This window comes from Microbulbifer variabilis (genome assembly GCF_052467165.1).
Genome location: NZ_CP174301.1, coordinates 4,501,033 through 4,525,021, shown reverse-complemented (window position 1 = coordinate 4,525,021; position 23,989 = coordinate 4,501,033). Strand labels below are relative to the sequence as shown.

Below are 23,989 nucleotides of genomic sequence, written 5' to 3'. Positions count from 1 at the left end.
GAATGTAAAATGTCAATATAAAAGGAATTTATTAGGAATATGTCTAAGTTGTTAAGATTAGCCGTACCCTTAATTGCCCTTGTAACAGCCGCATGTGGCGGTGGTGGCAGTGGCGGCAGTGATGGAAATGCTGAAAATGGAAATGGTGGGACGACTGTTCCTGTCGCCAACCAAGCCCCGGTAGCAAGCTTTACTTTGTCTTCGCAGTCTGGGCTTTCACCTGCGCTGGTTAAGTTTGATGCATCTGCTTCAAGCGATACGGACGGCAGTATCACTAGTTACGAATGGAATTTTGGTGATGGCAGTGATGCTACTGGGAAGGAAGTTGAGTATACCTTTTATGCATACGACGGGGTTGACAAGGAGTATACGATTCAGCTGACGGTTACGGATAATGACGGTGCGACTGCCACTTCCGAATTGACGTTTACAGCCCTTAAAAATTCACCGCCCGTTGCAAAATTTTCATATAACCAGCCAAATCTTGAATCACGATTGGTTTTATTCGATGCATCGGAAAGTAATGATGCAGAAAGTACTGACTTATTGTACAAGTGGGATTTTGGTGATGGTACGACAGGTGAGGGTATTCAACCGGAGCATGAATACCAGGAGTATGGAGCTTATACCGTCACCCTAATTGTGGATGATCAGACGGGTAACACCAATAATTATGTGACTAACTTGTTAGTCAGTGATGGTCAGTTCGTTGCGTTTGGAAAGATATCTCTCGCAAAAGGAGAATATGCTGATAGCGATACCAATGATCCCAACAGCGAGCTTGTACCCAATAATTCAATGAAAGAAGCACAGACAATTTCCGGGGTTAGTGAAGTTGTTGGTTTTGTTGTTGCTCAATTTGCTTCTCAAGATAAGAGTTCAAGTGCCTACCGGGATGAGTTTGATTTCTATGTTGCCTCGTTAAAAAAGGATCAGAATGTTTCTCTACATATTCAGGACTGGCAAAATGGTGATGCAGATATCGATCTTTGGTTGATAGATGAGTCTGGTAATTTACTCATAGGTTCAAATGGTGTTGAAGAAACGGAATCCCTAAAAATCCCAGAAGATGGAAGTTATTATTTGGCAGCATTGGCATTTGGTGGGGCTTCTGCTTACCGTATGCAAATATCCTCTGCTCCGACAGTTGATAGCGTTGGTAATTCAATCCGTACCAATGAAAATTTTGTCGCTGGTGAACTTATAGCTCGTCTAAAGCCCAGGGCTAAATTAGCAGGTATTGGGAAGCTTACTGCGGCAGGCGCGGTCAAGCACACTACCAGGGATAATGGCCCAATGCTACTGGATTCAAATCAGGCGGCGAAGGGGTTTGGCTTATTTAAGTCAGCGGGAGTATCCTCGCTATCGAATACTGCTGGCGTAAAGGTTTCAGCTGAAATACAGCGTAAATTGGAGACCATTTATAATCTCAAGCGTCTTAATGCTAGTGGCCAATTTGAATATGTTGAACTGAACCGGATTCGTCAGCGTCAATCAGTCAGCGATCCCTTGTATCCAAAGATGTGGCATTACTCACAAATTGCTGTACAGGACGCGTGGAGTACGTCAACCGGAAGAGGTGCAATCGTTGCGGTATTAGACACGGGTATCTTATCAGGTCATCCAGACCTCCAGGGTCAGTTGGTAGCTGGCTTCGATATGATCAGTGATATTGATAATTCCGTGGATGGAGATGGTATTGATCCAAACCCTGAAGACCCAGGTGATGCTCCAGACAGTGATAATGATTCCTGGCACGGTACTCATGTGGCGGGCACAATCGCTGCAGCTACTAACAACGGTATTGGTATTGCAGGCGTTGCCCATGAAGCCAAAATAATGCCTGTACGGGTGCTGGGCGCTGAAGGAGCTAGCGATTATGACATTGCTCAAGGGATTTATTTTGCTGCAGGTCTTACAAATGACTCTGGTAAAGTTCCAGATCAAAAAGCTGATGTAATCAATATGAGCCTCGGGGGGGCGGGTTACTCTCAAACGATGCAGGATGCCATAAGCGCAGCCCGTGAAGCGGGCGTGATAATTGTCGCTGCAGCAGGTAATAATAGTGATGATGTTAGTAACTATTCGCCAGCTAACCTCGACGGTGTTGTTACCGTGGCTGCCACCCAACAAGGTGGTGAGCCTGTTTGGTACTCCAATTTTGGGGGGAATGTTGATTTAACAGCTCCTGGCGGTTTAATGCCAATTGATCGGCGTGACCCTTTTGATCCCTTTGACCCTAAGGTAATAGCGAAATCTGATGGCGGTGTGATAAGTACTCTCGGGAAAGAGACTGAGAGCGGTGAAATCGAGTTTATCTATGGGGGTATGCAAGGTACTTCTATGGCTGCACCTCATGTGTCCGGTGTTATTGCCTTGATGAAGGAGGAGTGGGAGTCGATGACTCCCGACGATTTTGACAGCTTGATAACAGACTTTAAGGTCTCCTACGGTAATACGCCAAGTCCTCGGTTTGGTTATGGTGAAATTAATGCTGAGCTTGCAGTTGCTTCTGCAAAATCTCGTGCGTTCGTCACGCCGCAGCTTGGGCGTCTGTATATTAAAAGTGGCCATCAGCATGAACTGTGGGCCCAAAAAGAAACGAAGGTAGAACTGTTGGCAAATATGCCTGGAGTTTCGGTTGCTGAGATTAATGCATCTGAGTCTTGGTTGAACGCCAGCTATCTAGATGAGGATTCAAGTGGTCTTGGTAATTATCAAATTACTGTAGATACCTCCAACCTGGAGGCAGGTCGTTATTCTGGTATTTTGAGCTTTGTTGCTTCTACCGAAACCCGTTTTGATTTATGGGTATCAGTCCAGGTTATCGGTGAAGATGTGGAATCTGGTGGTGATGCCGGTGCCGTTTATGTCGATTTTGTTGATATCAAAACTGGTGAGGCTGCAGGCCGGGTAATGGCAACTTTCGATCCAGAGCAGGGCGTCTACCATTATAAGTCCCCAGAATTAGATGCCACTTCTGAGTTAGGGTATGGTGTGATGGCAGGAACCGATATCGATAATGATGGGGTTATCTGTGAAGTGGATGAACTGTGCCACCGCTTGGTGACTAATGATGATTGGTTACCAATAGTTAGTGGGTATTTTCACGAAGATGTAGAAGTTACGGATTTAGAGTTAAGGGCGTTATGGTTCCCCTTGAAAGATCTATAACCTAAGGCGCTGTGCTAGCCGATAGCCATCCCCATCCTTTTGGGTGGGGATAATCATTCAATCTTATTTAGATCATCTAGTGATTAATCGTCGCAGTGAGGATTACCGTCAATACAGCACTCCTCCTGCAGGAATTCCACCAGCCTGAATAGTTCTTCATACTGAGGCACACAATAGAGGGTGCGGCCCTCTCGTCGTTGAATGACCAACCCCACAGATACCAAACGGTTAATGTGGTGGGAGAGAGTGGAGCCAGGAACATCCAGCGCTTCCTGTATTTCTCCAACAGGCATGCCCTCTGGGCCACCTCTGACCAATAGGCGGAATATTTCCAGGCGGGTTAAATGGCCTAATTCAGCGAAGCACTTGGCGGCTATGTCTGTCTGCATTGTTGTGTTCCTGGGGCTCCAATATTTCTATATTACTAGAAATAACTTGTAGTCACAAAAAAGCTGCACTAATATATTTCCATGAATCTAGAAATACGGAATGAATGCAATGTCTCCAGAAGTTCTTGTAATGCTTGAAGAGGCGCTGGGCATGTTTGTATGGCTCGGTATCGAGCTGACAGCGTTATTTTTGGTAATCAGTTTTATTATTGGCGTAATTCAGGAATACCTGCCGTCAGGAAAAATCCAGGTTATTCTCAGCTCAAAGAATGGCCGTGGCTACTTTTCTGCAGCGATACTCGGTGGTCTGACACCATTCTGTAGTTGCTCAACCATCCCTATGCTGAGCGGCCTGTTGAAAGCCCGAGCCGGTTTTGGACCAACAGTCACCTTCTTATTCACTTCGCCACTTTTGAATCCCATCATTATTGGTCTATTCCTTGTGACCTTCGGCCTTAATATCACTTTGGTTTATGCCGCAACGGCACTGGCAGTTTCAGTGACTGCTGGGTATGTATTGGAGCGGCTCAACTTTGCTCGCTTCATTCGCCCGGAAGTATTGAAGGGGAATACTGGAAGCGGCTGCTCTGGTGCGAGTAAACCCAGGAAACCAGAGGCTGGCGGCTGTGGTGCCAGTGCATCTGCAACTACTTGTACAGAAGAGAAAGCTTGCAATGGACCGCTTCCCCAAGTCGCCGCTTGCGATGGTACCGTTGCATTGAGTGCCGTGCAGGACAATCGCTGGGTGCGGATCTGGCGGGAAACCTGGAGCCAGTTTAAGAAAGTACTGCCCTACCTGTTGATTGGGATCGCAATCGGTGCTTTCACCTACGGCTTTATACCTGCAGATTTCATTGCAAAGTATGCTGGAGCCGGTAACCCTCTCGCCATCCCTTTCGCGGCAGTAATTGGGGTCCCGCTATATATCCGTGCTGAGGCCGTAATCCCCTTATCTGCGGCGCTGCTCGCAAAAGGCATGAGTATGGGGGCAGTAATGGCATTGATTATTGGCAGTGCCGGTGCCAGCCTAACTGAGGTGATCCTACTGAAGTCGATGTTCCGCAAACCAATGGTAGCGGCTTTCCTGCTAGTGATCTTCGGTATGGCAATTTTTGCAGGTCTGCTGTTCCACCTGTTTTTCTCATAAACCCCTGAACCATATGTAGGAGCAATGATGGACTTTGATAAAAATAATTCCGGTGCTGAAAATCACTTTGTGCGTAACAGCCCATCGGCACTTAAAAATATTTTTGGCACAGAGAAAGTAATTCCCTTTTGGGTAGCGGATATGGATTTCAATGTAGCCGACCCTATTAGAGCAGAATTGCAAAGGTTGGTGGATAGAGGGCAGTTCGCCTACGAGTTCTACCCCGAGGGGATCTTTAGTGCAATTAGTAGTTGGTATCAGCGGCGTCACAATTTGCGGTTAGAAACGGATAAATTTGTTCAGGTTACAGGCGTTTTGACTGGTATTGCGCTATTGATCCGTGAGCTTACTGAAAAGGGTAATTCCGTTCTGGTTCAGCCCCCGGTCTATCACCAATTTAGTAAAGTGATCCAAAGTGCAGGCCGTAAAATTGTTAAAAGTCCGTTGCGAGTGAGTGATGGAAGGTACCGGATGAACTTTACGGGACTGGATAAGCAGTTCGCAGATCCGGAAGTAAAAGCAATGATCCTTTGCAATCCGCACAACCCGGTTGGGAGGGTCTGGCAAAAGGAAGAGCTGGAAAAGCTCCTGCAATTAGCCAATAAATATAATGTGACCATTATCAGCGATGAAATCCATGGTGATATTATTTATTCGGGTCATCAATTTACCAGCTTGATGGCTCTGGATTCAGAGAAACATGTAGCCTTGATTGGCTCGCCAGCCAAGACTTTTGGTATGCAGAGTATTTCCAATGGATACATCTATACCCAAAACAGCAGGTTGCTAAAGGCAGTTGGTGATGTAAGTGAATCCATGTATCTGAATCATGGCAATGCCTTCACCACTTTTGCAACTATTGCTGCTTTTGAAAAGGGGGATGCCTGGCTGGATCAGTTATTGGCTTATCTTCAGGATAACTTGGGTTGGATAAAGGAGTTTTTGCTGGAGGAATTATCGGTTGTAAAAATGACGTCCGTAGAAGGTACCTATCAGGTCTGGCTGGACTTTTCAGAAACTGGCTTTGCGGGTAGCGAGCTTACTACAAAATTGGCTGAAGCCGGCTTTGGCGCATCGCCAGGAACCTGGTTCCACGACAAAGCAACACAGTTTGCACGGATGAACTTTGCTGTACCCAGGGCCGATATAAAAAAGGCCTTCCTGCGTTTAAAAGAGGTTTTTGCAAAGCCCAATACAAGTTCTGGGAGCAGTGCCAGTGATAGAAAGTGTTGTGGCTGCTGCGATTAGCTCAAAGTATCATCGTTTGCTAGTTGTCTATTGTTAGTAAGTATTTGGGCGGCCTCCAGTGCCGCTCAAGAAATCCTTGAGGCTACCAGGTAGATAATGGTCCCAGCCACTTTTGCACATATCCCAACATTTCATCTCAGGGGAAAGGCCAATGTGGGTAAAAGTAACCAGAGTTCCCTTATTCTCCTCAGAAAACTCGAAGCGCAGGGTACTGCCCTTCCACTCCTCGGGGTCATCCACGTTATCGGACACCATATTCGACTCGATGCATTCGAGCTCAATCAGTTTTTCTGGCTTCAATGTTTTGGCGCGGAAAACCCAGTAAGACTCTCCCTTAAACCCGGTTTTGGCAGTGTCGCCCACCTGTAGAAAGGGTGCGCTTACCGGTGTCCACCACTGGGACATTTTTTCGGCTACCGCTTTATAAGCATCTCCCTGGGAGCTTGGGCTAAAAAATGAGGTGGTGTAGTTGGACATTACCGCTCTCCATAAGGTTGTTATAATTGGCCCAGCAGGGCATTCATTAAATACTATTTATCTTTTACCAATAATCCAGAGACTTCGCCTTTGGGGTCCAGTTTTGTATGCAAGTTAATGAACACTTTATTATCCATTAATCCTTTCCGATAAGGTTCCTCGACAAGCCATTTCCCCATAATAAAACCGCTGTTGCCCTCAGAGCATTTCTTTTTAAGTCCGTGTTTATCCTTGTCTGTTTTGGTAGCGGGCCAGTCTGGGACCATCCCCGGTTGGGTTGGCATACCACAGATAGTTTGAATAATCGGGCCGCTCGCCTTGCCAGGCTTGCAAATAGGTGGTTCCTTGCCGTCGCCCGAACACTGGAGGTGGAAATGCGACATGGCGACCCCACCCTGTGATAGACCACTGTACCCAACCATAAAGCTCAGCATATGCGTCTGGTTGTTATAGGCGCCGATTAAGAAACCATTAGCATCTTTGGGGGTTTGCGGATTGACTTTTTTACCGAGCATATTTTCATTAGCAGTGGTTAGGTCAGCTTTAAAGATGGTAAACCGCTTGTCATCTCCCGCATCAGACCAGGCTTTCTCGCCAGCACCATGTTTAGCGGTTGGTGTATCTTTTTCTTTTTTATTGTGGCTATCGGCAGTTGTGAAAGTGGAATAGGCCAGTACAAGCATCGCCATTATTGAAAAAACGGCGATGGGCAATGAATTCAGTTTCATTAACCTCTCCTCTTTATTAAATCAATATTGTCATTGCACGGTGGAAAATGGGATGCCAGCCCCTAAACAAGACTTATTCACCATGATGAATGGGGACAAATCATGGGGTGTATTGGCGATAAGTACTTGTAGCATATGTGGTAGGTATTGGCCTTACGGGGCCAATTTAAAAGACAGTATTTTTTACCCTATTTTTTATCCTGGACATGTTTAGGGTTGGGCGAACCCCGCGGTGAGAGCCTGGCTCACAGCGACTTACTGGCTCACGGAGTGGGGAATCAATCGGAAAATATTGGGATATTTCGCTGAATTTTATTAACAGAAGTATTTGCCGAATTTAAAAAACTGGTTACGGAGCTTATTTATCCGTGCCCAATGATTCTTCTATCTAGAGTGGGGTGCTATCACCCCACATCCTTCCAAACTAATTCCCGCTCCCGGGCATACAGGGGAATAAAGTTAAACCGCACTTCTGTGCCCCCCTCATCGCGCCGGCGAATATTTAATTTGCCGTTCAGGTTGCTGGCGCGCTCTTGCATAATCGACATGCCAAAGTGATTGCGCTTTTCCGGAGAATTGCTGATACCGACGCCATTGTCACGGATACGCACGTTGAGAGAGTGATTCTCGGCCTGGGTAAGGCTGATCTGTACCATATCCCCTTGGGAGTGGTAGACGGCATTTTGCGAGGCCTCGCGCACCAACTGCAAAAGGTGAATTTCCTCATGGGGAGTGAGAGGCACCTCGTTGAGGTGATAGTCGAGCAGGATGGTGATTTGCGGGTGTTGCTCACGGTAAGCGAGGATGGATTGCTCGAGGATATTACGCAGGCCACCGGGGCCTATTTGCAGGCGGAAGGTGGTGAGCAGTTCGCGCAACTGGCGATAGGAGGAGTCCAGCCCCTCCTTCAATTCGGTAATAATTTCCTCCACCTTGGCTTTGTCCATCTGCTCATTGCGGTTGGCGCGATTGAGCCGGGTAACCTGGATTTTCAGGTAGGAGAGGGATTGTGCCAATGAGTCGTGCAGTTCCCGCGCGATTATTGCGCGTTCATCCAGCAGGGCGACGCGGCGTTCCTGGGCTTCACGCTCGTTGATGGCGATGGCAGCGGTAACGCTGTCGGCAAAGGTAGCCAAGCGTTGTTGCTGCTCCTCATCGAGGCTTTCACCGCGGGGTAGGGTGCACATCAGTACGCCGTAATTGCGCTTGTCCACTTCCAGCGGGAAGCGGTACACGCGGTAGTCGCCCTCGTCGGAGGGACCACAGGTGCTTACGCACATGCGGCACTCATTACCGTCACACTGGCTGTTGCCGAGGCCCTGCACCAGGTGCTCGTAAGGAGCTTCGCCCTCGGGAGTCATCAGGCAAAGGTCCAGGTTGCTCAGATCGGCCACATTAGCGAACTCTCCCAGCCATTGTCCCAGCTCAGCACTTGCCAGGGGGCCCTCGCTGATACGTCGCGCCAGGCGGTATTGGAAGTCCAGTGCCTCGTGACTCTTTTGTAATTGTGCTGTTTTGAGTTCTACACGATGGGCAAGGTCACGGTGGGTTGCGTGGATCTCATCGCTCATGTAATTGATGGTGCGCGCCAACACCCCCAGCTCATCCTCACTGTCGATTTCCAGGCGGTGCCCGTTGAAGTCTCCCTGTGCAATGCTCAGGGAGCGGTTGGTGAGTTGCTTGAGTGGTTGTTCCACGGAGCGGTGGAGTATGTAAAGAGACAGGTACACTAGCGCCACTATGGCGAACAGGGAGCCCACCTGTACTAAGCGCAGCAAGCTGATCTTCTCTTCAGCGATAGTTTGGTAGTCGGATACCAGGGTATCTACATCGCCAATAAACGGTTCCAGGCGGTTAGCCAGCTGCAGAGAGTCCATGGGCAAGCGGCCGGCGGCAATGGATTCCAACAGGGGGCGTATCTCCCCTTCCCAACTATCGATCACCTTGCGGTAGTTGTGTGCTGCGCGCAGGTTGTCGCTGGCGTTGAAGTCGGAGATGCTCAGTACCCGAGCCAGGCGCGATGCAACCTCATCGGCGAGTTCGGTAGTGGCATCAATATCGCCGGAGGGGGCGGTAGCGGCCAGCCGGTAGCTCATGGCGCGCAGGGAGCCAGCCAGGTTTACCGCGGCGGCATCGTTTTCGGCGGCATCGGAGATGATATAGGACGCCACCATGGAGCTCAGGGCCACCAGCACGGTGAGCAGCATCAGGGTACCGATGCGGTAGACGATGGATTGTCGGATTCGGTTCAGCATATCTGATTCACTTCGCCCCTGGGCGGTTGTGGGAACTCCTCCCTATTGTGCCGCCCACGGGTGCTCAAATTTGTGAGTACCACCAAAGAACGCCAGTTTTGCACAAAATTTAACCTGATGCCTGCTTTTTAAGCGGAGGCCCAGCCACTCTGCGGTTCGCGCAATACCTTAGCCATGAGTTGGCGCCATTTCCCTACCCACTCTGGGGTAGTTCGTCGCTTTTCTACCCCTTTTTGGTCAGGTGATCCTTCCGCACAGCGCTTTTATATTCCCCGCTAAACCGATGCTTTAACCGCATTTCGATGCCCTGGGAGTACCGCATGAGCCATTTCCTGGACCGACTGAAATACCTGAAGAAACAAAAAGAGCCTTTTTCCGGAGGACACGGGGAAAAGACCGATGACGACCGCAGCTGGGAAGATGGCTATCGTCGTCGCTGGCAGTTCGACAAGATTGTGCGCTCCACCCACGGGGTGAACTGCACCGGCTCCTGCAGCTGGAAGATCTACGTCAAAGACGGCCTGGTCACCTGGGAGACCCAGCAGACCGACTACCCGCGCACCCGCCCGGACCTGCCCAACCACGAGCCCCGAGGCTGCCCCCGTGGTGCCAGCTACTCCTGGTATATGTACTCGGCCAACCGCCTCAAGTACCCGAAGATCCGCAAGCGCCTGGTAAAACTCTGGCGCGAAGCCAAGTTGAGACACAGCGATCCGGTAGAGGCCTGGGCCAGCATTGTTGAGGACCCGGCCAAGGCCAGGTCCTACAAAGAGCGCCGCGGTATGGGCGGATTTGTGCGGATCAAATGGGATGAAGCCAATGAGCTGATCGCCGCTGCCAATGTATACACCACCAAGAAATACGGACCCGACCGGGTAACCGGCTTCTCGCCGATTCCCGCCATGTCCATGGTCTCCTACGCTGCCGGTGCCCGCTATTTGTCATTGATCGGCGGCAACTGCCTGAGTTTCTACGACTGGTACTGCGACCTGCCGCCCGCCTCTCCGCAGATTTGGGGTGAGCAGACCGACGTGCCCGAGTCCGCCGACTGGTACAACTCCAACTACCTAATCGTATGGGGTTCCAATGTGCCGCAGACCCGTACCCCGGATGCGCACTTCCTCAGCGAGGTGCGTTACAAGGGTGCCAAGACCTGCGTAATCACTTCCGACTACTCCGAGTGCTCCAAGTTTGGCGATACCTGGCTGGCACCGCGCCAGGGTACCGATGCGGCCCTGGCGATGGCCTTCGGCCACGTGATTTTGAAAGAATTCCACGTCGACAAGCCCAGCGCCTACTTCACCGAATATGTGCGCACCACCACCGATATGCCGATGCTGGTGACCCTGGAAGAGCGCGACGGCAAGCTGGTACAGGGCCGCTTCCTGCGCGCCTCCGACCTGGCGGATGACCTCGGCCAGGACAACAACCCCGAGTGGAAGACCATCGCCGTCAACCATGATGGCCAGCTGGTGTCCCCCCAGGGTTCTGTAGGTTACCGCTGGGGCGAGCAGGGAAAATGGAATATCGAACAGCGCGACGGCCTTAGTGGCGAAGAGGTAGAGTTGAAACTCAGCCTGAAAGACTGCGCCGATGAAATTGCCCAGGTGGCCTTCCCTTACTTCGGTGGCCAGACCCACGAGCACGACTACTTCCAGCACACCGACCACAGCGATGTGATCGATTACAAGGTGCCGGTGAAGTACGTGCGGAACAAAGACGGCGAGGTGCTCAAAGTTGCCAGCGTTTACGACCTGACCCTGGCCAACTACGGCGTGGAGCACGGCCTCGATGACCCCAACTGTGCCCACAGTTACGACGAAGACAAGCCCTACACTCCCGCCTGGCAGGAGAAGATCACTGGCTGTCGCCGTGAGAACGTTATCCAGGTAGCGCGCGAATTCGCCAATACCGCCGACAAGACCCGTGGACGCTCCATGGTGATTGTGGGTGCCGCCCTCAACCACTGGTACCACATGGATATGAACTACCGTGGCCTCATCAATATGTTGATGATGTGCGGTTGTATCGGCCAGAGCGGCGGTGGCTGGGCCCACTATGTGGGGCAGGAAAAACTGCGCCCGCAAACCGGCTGGACCCCCCTCGCTTTCGGCCTCGACTGGCAGCGTCCGCCGCGCCATATGAACGGCACCTCCTTCTTCTACAACCACGCCAGCCAATGGCGCTACGAGAAGTTGGAGATGGACGAAGTGGTTTCGCCGTTGGCCGACAAGAGCAAGTGGCAGGCTTCCATTATCGATTACAACAGCCGCGCCGAGCGTATGGGCTGGCTGCCCTCCGCACCGCAGCTGGGTATGAACCCGCTGCAACTGACCAAAGACGCCGCCGCTGCGGGTATGTCCGCCAAGGATTACACCGTGCAGCAGCTCAAGCGTGGCGCGCTCAAGTTCGCCAACCAGGACCCGGATAATCCGCAGAACCACCCGCGCAATCTATTTATCTGGCGCTCCAACCTGCTGGGTTCCTCCGGTAAAGGCCACGAGTACATGCTGCGCCACTTGCTCGGCACCAAGCACGGTCTGATGGGTAAGGACCTGGGCGAAGCCGGCGGCAAGAAGCCGGAAGATGTGGCCTGGCACGATACCCCCAGTGAGGGCAAGGTCGATCTGCTGGTGACACTGGACTTCCGTATGTCCACCACCTGTCTCTACTCAGACATCGTGCTGCCGACGGCCACCTGGTATGAGAAGGACGATCTCAATACCTCCGACATGCACCCCTTTATCCACCCGCTCACCAAAGCGGTGGACCCGGCCTGGGAAGCGCGCAGCGACTGGGACATCTTCAAAGGTGTGGCGAAGAAATTCTCCGAACTCACCGACGGCCACCTGGGGGTGGAGAAGGATCTGGTAACCCTGCCAATCCACCACGATACCCCCACCGAAATCGCCCAGCCCTTTGGGGTGAAGGCCTGGTGGAAAGGCGAGTGTGACCTGATCCCCGGTGTTACCGCGCCGAGCATGATCGAGGTAGAGCGCGACTACCCCAATACCTACAACCGCTTTACCTCTATCGGCCCATTGCTGGAAAAACTTGGCAACGGCGGTAAGGGCATCAGCTGGAATACCGATGATGAGGTGGACTTCCTCAAGAAGCTCAACCGCACCTGGAAGGATGAGACTGCCCGCGATGGCCGCGCGCGTATCGACAGCGCCGTGGATGCCGCCGAGATGATCCTGTCTCTGGCTCCTGAAACCAATGGACAGGTAGCGGTGAAGGCCTGGGAAGCCCTGGGCAAGATTACCGGTCGCGATCACACCCATCTGGCCAAACCCAAGGAAGACGAGAAGATCCGCTTCTCCGATATCGTGGCGCAGCCCCGCAAGATCATCTCCTCGCCCACCTGGTCCGGCCTGGAAGATGAGCATGTGAGCTACAACGCCGGCTACACCAACGTGCACGAGCTGATTCCCTGGCGCACCATCACCGGCCGCCAGCAGTTCTACCAGGATCACGAGTGGATGCGCGACTTCGGTGAGACCATGTGTGTGTACAAGCCGCCCATCAACCTGAAAACCGTACAGCCGGTGCTGAACCAGAAGCCCAACGGCAACAAGGAGATTCTGCTGAACTGGATCACCCCGCACCAGAAGTGGGGCATCCACAGTACCTACTCCGACAACCTGCTGATGCTCACCCTGTCTCGCGGTGGACCCATCGTGTGGATGAGTGAGAACGATGCCAAGCTGGCGGGTATTGAAGACAACGACTGGATCGAAATCTTCAACGTCAACGGCGCCATTGCCGCCCGCGCGGTGGTGTCCCAGCGGGTGCCCGACGGCATGGCCATGATGTACCACGCCCAGGAGCGCATCGTGAATACACCGGGAGCGGAAACCACCGGCACCCGGGGCGGTATCCACAACTCCGTAACCCGCGCGGTAATGAAACCCACCCATATGATCGGTGGCTACGCCCAGCAGTCCTACGGCTTCAACTACTACGGCACTGTGGGCTGTAACCGGGATGAGTTTGTGGTGGTGAGAAAAATGAACAAGGTCGACTGGCTGGATGGCGAAGACGTCAAAGAGCCGGCGCGAGAGGAGGTGTAGCAATGAAAGTTAGAGCCCAGATCGGCATGGTGCTGAACCTCGATAAGTGTATCGGCTGCCACACCTGCTCGGTGACCTGTAAAAATGTCTGGACCTCCCGCGAGGGGGTCGAGTACGCCTGGTTCAACAACGTCGAGACCAAACCCGGCGTCGGCTACCCCAAAGAGTGGGAGAACCAGGACAAGTGGAATGGCGGCTGGACCCGCAAGAAAAACGGCAAGTTGCAGCCGAAGATCGGCAGCAAGCACCGGGTGCTGGCGAATATTTTCGGCAACCCGGATATGCCGGAAATCGACGACTACTACGAGCCGTTCGACTTCGACTACCAGACCCTGCACAAGGCGCCGGAGCAGAAGCACCAGCCGGTGGCCCGCCCGCGCTCGCTGATCAGTGGCGAGCGTATGGAGAAGATCGAGTGGGGTCCCAACTGGGAAGAAATTCTCGGTACCGAATTCGACAAGCGCAAGAAGGACAAGAACTTCGAGCAGGTCCAGGCAGATATCTACGGTGAGTTCGAAAACACCTTTATGATGTACCTGCCGCGCCTGTGTGAGCACTGCCTCAATCCCGCCTGTGTGGCCTCCTGCCCAAGTGGTGCCATCTACAAGCGCGAAGAGGACGGCATCGTCCTGATCGATCAGGACAAATGTCGCGGCTGGCGCATGTGCGTATCCGCCTGCCCCTACAAGAAGATCTATTACAACTGGAAAACCGGTAAATCCGAGAAGTGTATCTTCTGCTACCCGCGTATTGAGGCGGGCCAGCCAACTATCTGTTCCGAGACCTGCGTGGGCCGTATCCGTTACCTGGGGGTGCTGCTCTATGACGCCGACCGCATCGAGGAAGCTGCTGCGGTAGAAGACGAAAAAGCCCTCTACCAGGCCCAGTGCGATATCTTCCTCGACCCCAGCGATCCCAAGGTCCAGGAAGCTGCCCGCGCCGAGGGTATCCCCGAAGCCTGGCTCGAAGCTGCGCAACAATCCCCGGTGTACAAGATGGCCATCGACTGGCAGATCGCCCTGCCGCTGCACCCGGAGTACCGCACCCTGCCCATGGTTTGGTACGTGCCGCCGCTGTCTCCGATCCAGAACGCAGTGCAGACCGGCCAAGTGGAAACCGTCACCGTGGGCCGCAGCGCCGAGATCCCGGATCTCTCCACCCTGCGCATCCCGCTGCAATACCTCGCCAACCTGCTCACCGCCGGCGACGAGAAGCCAGTGGCCCGCGCCCTGGAGCGCATGATTGTGATGCGCGCCTATATGCGCGGCATCCATGTGGACGGCGTGCAGGAACGCGAACTACTGGAAGAGGCGGGCTTGACCGTACAGCAGGTAGAAGAAATGTATCGCTATATGGCCCTGGCCAACTACGAAGACCGCTTCGTAGTGCCCTCAAGCCATAAGGCCTACGCGGAAAACGCCTACGACATGAAGTCCTCCTGTGGTTTCAGCTTCGGCAACGGCTGTAGCACCGGCAACGACAGCACCAATATCTTCGGCGGCAAGCAGCACGCAGTGCGCGAAGTAATACCAGCCAAAGTGGTCGACTGAGGCCGAGGGGAGAATACCGATGAAAGTGTTAAACCTGATTGCCCGCCTACTGGATTATCCATCCGAAGAGCTGGTGGCACACCTGGATGAGCTGACCAACTGGGTGGCGGAGTCCGATGAGCTGGATGCACCCCTGAGGGATATGTTGCTGGCATTTATTTCCCACTACGAGTGTATGGATGCGCTCGACTGGCAGAGTGAATACGACGGCCTGTTTGAGCGCGGCCGCGCCGTGTCCCTGCACCTGTTCGAGCATATTCACGGCGAATCCCGCGATCGCGGCCAGGCCATGGTGGACCTGACCGCGCGCTATCGCAGTGCCGGTCTTGAACTGAATGAACGCGAGTTACCGGACTATCTGCCCACCTATCTGGAGTTCTGCGCAACCCAGGGTGAAGAGGCCTACGGCTGGGTGTATGACATCACTCATGTCATCGCCTTGTTGAGCGCGCGCCTGTCCAAGCGCGAAAGCCCCTATCACTTGTTGATGGACTCACTGCTGCTGATGGCAGGCGTTTTTGTCGATCTGACTGCACTTAAGGAAGAGGTGGCCAACGAGGAACGCGACGACACCCCGGAAGCCCTGGACAAAATCTGGGAGGAAGAGGTGGTCAGTTTTACCGGTGCCAACAATTGCGACCAGTCCATAACGCGGCCCAGCGCAGCGCAGCTGCGCGACGGCCAGCCCCTAACCTGGGCCCCCAGTGCCAAAGATGCAGCGCAGAATTCTGCCCAGCCCGCACCACAGGAGTAACAAGATGAACTATCTGAATACGCTGCTCTTCGCCATTTACCCTTTCGTCGCCCTCACGGTCTTCCTGGTGGGGAGCCTGATCCGCTACGACCGCGACCAATACACCTGGCGCACCGGCTCCAGTCAGTTATTGGAGCGCAAACAATTGCGCATCGGCAGTTACCTGTTCCATATCGGGGTGATCGCCATTCTCGCGGGCCATTTTGTCGGCCTGCTCACGCCCAAAGCGGTGTGGCACTTCCTCGGCATTGAAGCCTCCACCAAGCAGATGATGGCAATGGGGATCGGTGGTTTCTTCGGGGTGATCTGCTTTATTGGCCTTACCATTTTGATCAAGCGCCGCCTCACCAATCCGCGTGTGCGCGCCACCACTTCCAAAATGGACCTGACCATACTGTTGATGCTCTACGCCCAGTTAATCCTCGGCCTGATCAGCATCCTGGTTTCCGCCGGCCATATGGACGGTGCCGAGATGCTCAAACTGATGGCCTGGGCCCAGTCCATTGTCACCCTCGATGGCTCCGCAGCCGCAGCGGCTATCGCCGACGTGAATATCATCTACAAGCTGCATATTTTCCTCGGCATGACCCTGTTCCTGCTGTTCCCCTTCAGCCGCCTGGTACACGTATGGAGTGTTCCGGTGCAGTACTTCCGCCGCAATTACCAAATAGTCCGCGCCAAAGCCGCGCGCTAATCCCAGCAATTGTTAACCCGGCCCGCTATGAGCGGGCCTTGTGTGGAGTAGAGTCATGAGTGCATTACTGGCCTCCGACGCCGCCGGGCGCGAATTCGAACTGGCTGAAGCCGTGGCCGTTAACGGCAATGAAATCCCCGCAGACCTGATTTACCAGGAGATGCAATACCAGACCGCCAACTCCCCGCGCCAAGCGATTTACCGCGCAGCGCGGGCCCTGGTTATCGGTTGGCTTTTACGGGAAAAGGCTGCGGGGCAGGGGCTTTGCGCCGCCGATGAAGACCTGCATAGCGAAGCTTTCGATCACGCAGTTTCAGACCTTTTAAAAGGCGAGCTACAAGTGAGCCCGGCCAGTGAAGCCGAGTGCCGCGCCTATTTCGCAGCCCATCCACATAAATTCCGCTCCGATCCCCTCGCCGAAGTGCGCCATATCCTGATTCCGGCTGCACCGGATGACTCCGAAGCTTGCGCCAAAGCGCGCGCCGCCGCCGAGGATATGCTCAAGCAGATCCGTGCCGATGCCAATCCGCTACAGGCCTTCGCCCAGTTGGCCCAATCCCACTCCGCCTGTTCCTCTTCGGAAGCCGGCGGCAGCCTCGGCCAAGTGGGGCGCGGTGATACCGTCGCCTCCTTCGAGCGCGCAGTGTTCGAGCAGGGCACCGGTTTGGTAGCGGAACCCGTGGAAACACCTTACGGTGTACACCTGATTTATGTAGAGCAATGTGAGCCGGGCCGCCCGCTGGAATATGAATATGTTGCGGAGCGAATCGAGGAATACCTGACCGAAAAACGCCGCCGCCAAATGACCAGCGACTACCTGCAAAAAATGGTGCAGGCCGCGCAAATATCCGGCCTGGACTTATCGGGGGAGGCCCACTGAGGTGGCAGAGATTCGCCAACTGTTCGCGCGCAATCGCGCCTGGGCAGAGGAGAGGACGGCAAAGGACCCGGAATTTTTCCAACGTCTGAGCCGTCTGCAGGTTCCCAAGTATTTATGGATCGGCTGCTCCGACTCCCGTGTGCCCGCCAACGAGATTGTGGGCATGGCACCGGGAGAGCTGTTCGTACACCGCAATATCGCCAACGTGGTGGTACACACAGACTTTAATTGCCTCTCGGTGCTGCAATACGCCGTGGAAGTACTCAAGGTGGAACACGTGGTGGTGTGTGGCCATTACGGTTGTGGCGGCGTACAGGCCGCCATGGGCCACAGCGAATGTGGCCTGGTGGATAACTGGCTGCGCCATATCAAAGATGTCTACGCCCGCCACCAGCAGGAACTGGAATCCCTCGATAAAGAATCGCGTTCGGCACGATTGTGCGAATTAAATGTGATGGCACAGGTACAAAACCTGGCCATGACCAAGATAGTGCAGCACGCCTGGGACCGAGGCCAACGCCTCAGCCTGCACGGCTGGATCTACGATATTCGCGATGGCCTGATTCGAGACCTGGGTATGCGGATGGACGATCGCGGCCAGGTGCCGGAGATTTATCATGTTTATGGTGGGGTGTCGGAGGAGGGGTGAGGCTTTACTGCGTATCTTAATCAGAAAGTCCCTAAGTTATTTTCTGCTCAAGCTTCTAATAATTGGGCGCAGTATAACACCCGTTGTATACACGGCTTTGAAATGAAGGTAAAGTCGAAATGGAAAAGCCGATACCGAGCCTGTGAGTGTTATGTGGCTAGCTCGCTTCTGATCTGCACCTCAGGTGCAATATGATGCAAATCAATATAAAGCTCAAGCATTGGTCTTCAGCCATAATCATCTCAGTTACAATTTACAGAAATTAACTACTGCTCATCAGCTTGTATTTGTTTCTCGGCCAGAATTTCTTGCTGCTTCTGTTTGGCATGCTCTTCGCGCAGCCTGTTAGACTTTACAATGAACTTACCATCAATAAAGTCAAAGTTTTTTGTAGAAATAAGCGTATATAAATCGTCTTTTTCACCAGAACCCTCTGTAACAAAGACAAAATAATTTTTCCCAACTTGGTCATCCGGTATTCTTAAGGTACAACTGGTATTATAATCATGTACTGCTGAAATAAAATTCTTCTTTTCCCCTTTATATATTTTTATCACTTCAAACTTAGCGACCTGCAGATATGCTGGGACATACATTAAAGATAAAAGTTTGCCTTTAAATACAGATTTTGAACGTTTAATAACTTTCTGAGGGTTTTGAAGAGCAATCGTTCCAGGGGTAATTATACAGGCTGATGTATTCAGGCTAATCAGTATAAAAAAAAGAGCTATAAGAAATTTCATAAAACAAAACATCATTAGCAATTGTGAATTAAGGGGCCGAAGTGATTTTTCCGCTCACCTAAGTTTATTAATTTTGTCCAGCTCCATATGTAGCAGAGGATACGGTTTTCCTTGACCATCTAGCGGAGATCTACCTACTACAGCAAAACCTAAATGCTTATAGAACCCTAGGGCTTGAAGATTCTGTTCGTTGACGTCAACTTTTGTCACACCTAGATTTTCAATGGCATACTTAGTTAAAAAAGTTCCAACGCCTGAGCCTCTTGATTCAGGCGCAATGAACAGCATTTCAATATTCCCGTTAAGAACTCCACAGAATCCAAGAATCTTTCCATCCTCATTTTTTGCACACATCAGGTCTACTGAGTCGAAGTATTGTTCTAATATGAGCGGTTTAAGAATGACAATATCCTCTTCTTGCAAAAAATCGTGAGTAGCTCGAACAGAATCCTCCCATATTTCGATCAGCGTTGAATAATCGCTTTTACCTGTTGTCTCTACTTTCATATATTATTCTGATAGATATGTAATACCGTGAGAATCGGCATGCCGTGTGAAGCGTAGCATTTCCAGTAGGGCCTGTAAGGCCGAAATAAAAAGCATATACCTTAGTATATGAGCTTCACTCCTTACATTTTAATTTCTTGAACTTTCGCACTTTTGTACGAATATTTTTCATTGGGGATGAAGTGTTAAATTGAATCATTCGTCCCAGTGTGTAATTTTTATACCAACTTCTAGCATAGAGTTCATCGTTGCTCAGTGACTCGATTAGCTGCAATATTTGCTCGGTAGTTAATTGAAACTCTGATAGCAGATTTTTATAAGACCAATCTCGATATTGCCTGTGAAAATGATGAGCTAACCGACCAAGTTCATTCCATTGATAACCTGTTTCAGGAAAGTCTACCTTAAGTCCTCTTGATGTGAGGTCATACCATTTCAGGACCAGTTTTCCCCATCCAATCAAATATGACAGTGTATCGCAAACACTTATCTCAGTATTCTTTATATTACCTTCAACACCAATTTGTCGTGAGTATTCTTCCGGGATTTCTGAATAATCCGCAAGAAGTTTATCAAAAGTGGTTCGAATGGCTTGATGCAACTCTTCTTTATTATTGGGTATTGATGACATAGTTGATTGATTTGCATAATGCCCGGCATAGCGGAAGTTTTGTAGCAAAATGGTTTGCATGCTAATGTCATAGCAAACATAAATGAGCTGAAGGAAAACTATTCAGCTGATGCTAATTGTTTATCTTCAAGAGTACCCTTGGAAATTTTAAAAATCCAATGAGCACCAACTAAAATTGGTAAAATCCATGGCGTGGTTACCGGCTTAAACAATTGACTGACACTAACTTCACCAACTAAAAATAAGCAAGCGATACTTAGTACTCCAGACAAATAATAATAAGTACATTTTGTTAATATTAAGCTCACCCTAAACTCAAGAAACAGAAACATTCTCCATAATGAATATACTCCAAGAATACCACCAATGTAAGCTGGAATAATGAATTCAGGACGGAGTAATATTCCAAATGGAAAAAGTAAAGTGGCAAACAAAATAATGGCTGTAGATGGTAGTACCACCACAGTGAACTCAGTCCAATGTATGAAACGCTCAATCATAAAAAGCTAATGCTCTAAAAGCGGGTAGCCGTAGAAGCTAGGGTTGCCGGATGCACGTTTTCCGTGCATGAAATTGGTTGGCTTGTATGATAAATATTATCCAATTCCTTAGCACGGAACTAGACTCCCCGCCTGGCCAATAGCTTTAAGGCAGGCATTGAGTGCTTCTGTTGTTATCCTGGCTCCATTAAAAACGATGTCACATAAGATAGCAAAGACAAAGCTCAAGTAACTAACATATGCGAAACCGGTATAGTCATTGTAAATTATGGTGTAGAACCAATTCTGCTCAAAGAGATAAAAATATGAGCATATACCTGTTGATGCCAGCATTAACCCAGCAGGCAAGAATAATTGTTTGATAGCCCTAGGCTGCATAAATGAAGCAATTAATAAGAGGATAAAAACAATTGAATTAGTGGCCAAAAAAATACGTACGTCCAAAGTTAATTTATGGACAATTTCCATGTACTTGATATGGCTGAGATCAATTAGTTTGGTCTTGGCAGTCTCAAGCGAGGCAAGCTTTGACTGCATAGATACCCTGATTGATCGTTCCCATTTTCTTCGACATTCGCAATCCAGATTTCGAAGTTTTGCAATTTGATTTGCAAGAATGGCTGGTGCATCTTCTTTGAGCTGTTGCTTTACCTTTTCAAGATCCCGCTCAGTTTTAGCTCGAAACTCTCGCGCTTTGGCACCTAGCAGACCTTCTAGCTTCGTTGGCGCAGGAAGTCGTAAGGCATCAATCCTTTTATCGGCTTCAGATTTAAGCTTCCATTCGATAAAGGAACTGCCTGATTTTTCTATGATATGAGGAGCGGCGAATGTAAATAGAAATAGAGGAACAAATAAAAGCACCCCTAGAAGCCCCCAAATTCTTAGTGACACTTTTTCCATGTATTACTCTGGTACCATTTAATAGCGTATTAAAAATAAATTATATTATATCTTGTTATTCTATTCCTTTAGATCACAGGGTCAAATCGTTAAAACTCAATAAGTTTGAATTACCATGGCACTAGCACCGACAAAAGTTGCAAGAAAGCTTCAACCAGGCTCTATTTATTTCCTGCACAACTTATATCTTGCAGCTCGACTAAAAAAGTGACTGTCAACTTCTCAGCTTTTGTTACAGCAATACCCTTGTAGCTTGGGCGGGTCCTATTTTCATAGGCTTTTAATGCCGAATTTTTGGGGCCGGAGTCTAGAAGCGGAGTGATGGAACGGAGGTCTCAGTCGCAATACGGCGACAATAACAGCGAGCAATCTATGGGTGGGCAAGATCGCCAGGTAGAACAAGCAATACTACGGTGCATTGAGTTTAGCCACAGACGCCTCAATAGAAGAGAGGACATTTCTCACACGTAAGCGCAACATCTCGACCTGTGTAACTGTTTCACGTGCTCCGACTTCACCGTACCAAAAAAAGTGATTGCCAGGGACACGGGCGTTTAGTGCACCAGAGGTTGCATAACTAAACTGATCCATTAAATTCTGCCAATTCTCCGGGTCAATCTCTTCAGATTTTGACAAAGCAGGAAGCGCGATATTTCGATATAAATGCTGAACCTGATAAAGCCCCCAATTGCCTCGATCAGTTAGCGCGTGGTCATTGTCTAGCACTTTATTACCAGAGATTGTGACGACCATGGGAAAGTCGGTAAATTTAAGGGCTCCTGTATCGGCAATTGCCCAATCCAGATCCTGTACAAAGTTGCCGTTATCATAGCGAGATGCAATCATAATCGCATTTAGGGCTACCGGAATTTCTCCGAGTACATCACTTTCGAACGTCTCCCAAGGAATAATAACGTGCCCGTTCATCTTGTTCTGAGCAGTCACGTACCTCTTAAACAACTCGTAGAATTGCGGCGCTTTCGAAAGCCCATTCTTTGACTTTGAGATTGCACCTGGTGCAGCCAGTAGCAACGGGATAGGTGGGGTTGATGCAATTGAAACGTAAAGGCTCATATCCAGCCCGGCCGCCTGTGAAGCCTCGTAAACTGATTGAGTAATCTGCCCGCCTGCGCTCCAACCAAGAACAATGATCTCACCCGAAAGCCCATGCTTGTCCACGTAGTGTTTGGCGACCGCAGCTACTTGGTTGCCCCAATCACGGATCGAGAATGCAGGGTAGACCTTGGAATAGACCTTGTTTCCAGTCGGATAAGATGCGCCAAGAAAAGAAAACCCTTTCTGCCCAAACCAATAGGCGAGAAAATCCTTCTCGTCGCCACCAGGGTAGCCATAGGCGACACGAGCTAGATGAAACCCACCCGGAACGAAGATCACCAGAGGTTTTTGAGTATCGCCGGCTTTGAAATAATTCAGTGTTTCTATGCCGTTGGTTAGTAGCATCTCCTCACCTGGATAAAGGTGAGCATTTACCCTGGTTTTTTCGACCGTCCAACTCTGCACAGCCTGGGCTCCCAAAGAGACTAAAGAAAAGAATAACGCATGAAATACATTAATATATAGCCTCATTTTTAGGCTCCTATATGGGCTTAATACCTATTTATAGGCTTTTCTCATCATTAATCACTGAAATATTTCTTTCTATAAGGCTTCTATAAGCTTTTTGGGGGAGGAATGGGGATTTGTTCTTTACATTGAATTTTTCCAAAATATCCTTAACTTGTGTATCTATCATTATTCCTCCCACACTCCCCCCTTTTTGATGAAGCTCTCGAATTTTGTTTACTCATTCGAAAGTATTTTTCCTAAATTCAAATAATGAGAGTTTACTTGATGGAACACCATGCCCCGGTATTATCAAGCTTTGTTCATCACCTAGATTTAAAATAGCATCAATCGCTTCATTAAAGCCTTTAATTCCGCCAGAATAAAATACTGGGTGCCAGCTGGTATCGAATACATCACCGACAAATATTGAATTACTTTCCTTAAGGTAATAGATATTGTCGATTGCTGAATGAGACTTGACTTTAATGTGGGTAAAGCTATCCAAGTTAAAGGTATTCTCTTTAAGTTTTCCTCCTCGCTTTTCAAAGTACTCGTTTCCACCGGTGTGGTCAGAATGTGCATGTGTGTTTAAAATGAAAGAGATTGGCTTGTTGTGAATTAATGTTTGCTGGTGAGAACTAGCTATTTCATTGAATGAAAACCGATATTATTTCCTTCGGTATCTTGCGCTATTGCGATAAAACCATGCTCCCCAATAGACATTTTAGGCACTACTAGCTTCCCACCTGCTGGCTCGACTCTGGCCAGTTCAACAGAACAATCTTCGCAATCAAAATACACTAGGGTGCTATTACCTCCAGCTTCAACACCATCCATTTTACAAATTGCCCCGCTTGCACCCGGTTCTTGTTTCATTGGAAATGCCCACATCTCGGGCTGAGGAAAATCTTTTACTTCGTCGGGATTGTCTAGTCGAGTTAACTCCTGCTTGAGCACAGCTTCATAAAAGGACTTTGCGCGTACCATATCATTTACATAAATTTCAAACCAACAAACTGCATTTGTATTCATTTGAGTATCCTCACTGTTAAGTATCTAAGTATGGTTTGTATTTCTGGAGACATAACGAAGTTTTAGAAAAATCATCCATATTTTACGTTGGC

General features: G+C 50.1%; 21 protein-coding genes and 1 pseudogene. 9 read left to right on the top strand and 13 right to left on the bottom strand.

The annotated features are described in order from the left end of the window. The first annotated feature begins 39 nt into the window (after window positions 1-39). Window positions 40-3,174 carry a S8 family serine peptidase gene (locus ACJJIP_RS20155; protein ID WP_444945875.1) on the top strand — a complete coding sequence of 1,045 codons (3,135 nt, stop codon included), beginning with the start codon at window positions 40-42 and terminating at the stop codon, window positions 3,172-3,174. Between the two features lie 83 nt (window positions 3,175-3,257). Here the strand turns inward: ACJJIP_RS20155 and ACJJIP_RS20150 are convergent, their stop codons facing one another. Next, window positions 3,258-3,563 (bottom strand): ArsR/SmtB family transcription factor, encoded by a 306-nt coding sequence (locus tag ACJJIP_RS20150; RefSeq protein WP_020413766.1) that lies wholly within the window; start codon window positions 3,561-3,563, stop codon window positions 3,258-3,260. A gap of 109 nt (window positions 3,564-3,672) precedes the next feature. Here ACJJIP_RS20150 and ACJJIP_RS20145 point away from each other — a divergent pair, with 109 nt between their 5' ends. Beyond that, a complete protein-coding gene (locus ACJJIP_RS20145; protein ID WP_444945874.1) occupies window positions 3,673-4,710 on the top strand; it encodes a permease in 1,038 nt (345 codons plus the stop codon). A gap of 24 nt (window positions 4,711-4,734) precedes the next feature. After that, window positions 4,735-5,958, top strand: coding sequence for a MalY/PatB family protein (locus ACJJIP_RS20140; RefSeq protein ID WP_444945873.1), 1,224 nt, complete (start codon window positions 4,735-4,737; stop codon window positions 5,956-5,958). 33 nt (window positions 5,959-5,991) lie between these two features. Here the strand turns inward: ACJJIP_RS20140 and ACJJIP_RS20135 are convergent, their stop codons facing one another. The 3 genes from ACJJIP_RS20135 to ACJJIP_RS20125 form a co-directional block, all read right to left on the bottom strand. Beyond that, a complete protein-coding gene (locus tag ACJJIP_RS20135) occupies window positions 5,992-6,435 on the bottom strand; it encodes an SRPBCC family protein (protein ID WP_444945872.1) in 444 nt (147 codons plus the stop codon). A 53-nt stretch (window positions 6,436-6,488) separates the two neighbouring features. After that, the gene (locus tag ACJJIP_RS20130; RefSeq protein WP_444945871.1) at window positions 6,489-7,163 is read right to left on the bottom strand and encodes a CHRD domain-containing protein; all 675 of its coding nucleotides are present in this window, start codon (window positions 7,161-7,163) and stop codon (window positions 6,489-6,491) included. 404 nt (window positions 7,164-7,567) lie between these two features. Beyond that, complete coding sequence (locus tag ACJJIP_RS20125; protein ID WP_020413761.1) at window positions 7,568-9,418, bottom strand: histidine kinase; 1,851 nt, start codon at window positions 9,416-9,418, stop codon at window positions 7,568-7,570. Window positions 9,419-9,738: 320 nt separating this feature from the next. Between ACJJIP_RS20125 and ACJJIP_RS20120 the strand changes: the two genes are divergently transcribed. Genes ACJJIP_RS20120 through can form a run of 6 tightly spaced genes read left to right on the top strand, consistent with a single transcriptional unit; the run spans window position 9,739 to window position 18,018 of the window. Next, complete coding sequence (locus ACJJIP_RS20120) at window positions 9,739-13,491, top strand: nitrate reductase subunit alpha (protein ID WP_444945870.1); 3,753 nt, start codon at window positions 9,739-9,741, stop codon at window positions 13,489-13,491. A gap of 2 nt (window positions 13,492-13,493) precedes the next feature. Beyond that, window positions 13,494-15,041, top strand: coding sequence for a nitrate reductase subunit beta (gene narH / locus ACJJIP_RS20115; protein WP_444945869.1), 1,548 nt, complete (start codon window positions 13,494-13,496; stop codon window positions 15,039-15,041). Between the two features lie 19 nt (window positions 15,042-15,060). Beyond that, window positions 15,061-15,795 (top strand): nitrate reductase molybdenum cofactor assembly chaperone, encoded by a 735-nt coding sequence (gene narJ / locus ACJJIP_RS20110; RefSeq protein ID WP_444945868.1) that lies wholly within the window; start codon window positions 15,061-15,063, stop codon window positions 15,793-15,795. Window positions 15,796-15,799: 4 nt separating this feature from the next. Continuing rightward, window positions 15,800-16,489 (top strand): respiratory nitrate reductase subunit gamma, encoded by a 690-nt coding sequence (gene narI, locus ACJJIP_RS20105; RefSeq protein ID WP_020413756.1) that lies wholly within the window; start codon window positions 15,800-15,802, stop codon window positions 16,487-16,489. Window positions 16,490-16,544: 55 nt separating this feature from the next. Beyond that, window positions 16,545-17,369 carry a peptidylprolyl isomerase gene (locus tag ACJJIP_RS20100; protein ID WP_444945867.1) on the top strand — a complete coding sequence of 275 codons (825 nt, stop codon included), beginning with the start codon at window positions 16,545-16,547 and terminating at the stop codon, window positions 17,367-17,369. Window position 17,370: 1 nt separating this feature from the next. Further along, entirely contained in the window at window positions 17,371-18,018 is a 648-nt protein-coding gene (gene can / locus ACJJIP_RS20095) for a carbonate dehydratase (RefSeq protein WP_353375799.1), read from the top strand. Between the two features lie 266 nt (window positions 18,019-18,284). On the opposite strand, the gene ACJJIP_RS20090 is transcribed toward can, so the two are convergent. From ACJJIP_RS20090 to ACJJIP_RS20050, 9 genes and pseudogenes are all read right to left on the bottom strand, one after another. Further along, window positions 18,285-18,761 (bottom strand): hypothetical protein, encoded by a 477-nt coding sequence (locus ACJJIP_RS20090; protein ID WP_444945866.1) that lies wholly within the window; start codon window positions 18,759-18,761, stop codon window positions 18,285-18,287. A gap of 54 nt (window positions 18,762-18,815) precedes the next feature. After that, window positions 18,816-19,268 carry a GNAT family N-acetyltransferase gene (locus ACJJIP_RS20085; RefSeq protein WP_444945865.1) on the bottom strand — a complete coding sequence of 151 codons (453 nt, stop codon included), beginning with the start codon at window positions 19,266-19,268 and terminating at the stop codon, window positions 18,816-18,818. Between the two features lie 115 nt (window positions 19,269-19,383). Next, window positions 19,384-19,959, bottom strand: a complete 576-nt coding sequence (locus ACJJIP_RS20080; RefSeq protein ID WP_444945864.1) for a ClbS/DfsB family four-helix bundle protein — start codon at window positions 19,957-19,959, stop codon at window positions 19,384-19,386. Window positions 19,960-19,997: 38 nt separating this feature from the next. After that, complete coding sequence (locus tag ACJJIP_RS20075; RefSeq protein WP_444945863.1) at window positions 19,998-20,399, bottom strand: hypothetical protein; 402 nt, start codon at window positions 20,397-20,399, stop codon at window positions 19,998-20,000. A 108-nt stretch (window positions 20,400-20,507) separates the two neighbouring features. After that, window positions 20,508-21,299: a hypothetical protein gene (locus ACJJIP_RS20070; protein WP_444945862.1), complete on the bottom strand. Its 792-nt coding sequence runs from the start codon at window positions 21,297-21,299 to the stop codon at window positions 20,508-20,510. A 408-nt stretch (window positions 21,300-21,707) separates the two neighbouring features. Beyond that, a complete protein-coding gene (locus ACJJIP_RS20065) occupies window positions 21,708-22,886 on the bottom strand; it encodes an alpha/beta hydrolase (RefSeq protein WP_444945861.1) in 1,179 nt (392 codons plus the stop codon). Window positions 22,887-23,103: 217 nt separating this feature from the next. Then, the gene (locus ACJJIP_RS20060; protein ID WP_444945860.1) at window positions 23,104-23,370 is read right to left on the bottom strand and encodes an MBL fold metallo-hydrolase; all 267 of its coding nucleotides are present in this window, start codon (window positions 23,368-23,370) and stop codon (window positions 23,104-23,106) included. A gap of 36 nt (window positions 23,371-23,406) precedes the next feature. Further along, a pseudogene (locus ACJJIP_RS20055) lies at window positions 23,407-23,484 on the bottom strand (MBL fold metallo-hydrolase); the annotation flags it as partial. 23 nt (window positions 23,485-23,507) lie between these two features. Then, window positions 23,508-23,897, bottom strand: coding sequence for a VOC family protein (locus tag ACJJIP_RS20050; protein ID WP_282951951.1), 390 nt, complete (start codon window positions 23,895-23,897; stop codon window positions 23,508-23,510). Window positions 23,898-23,989 lie beyond the last annotated feature (92 nt).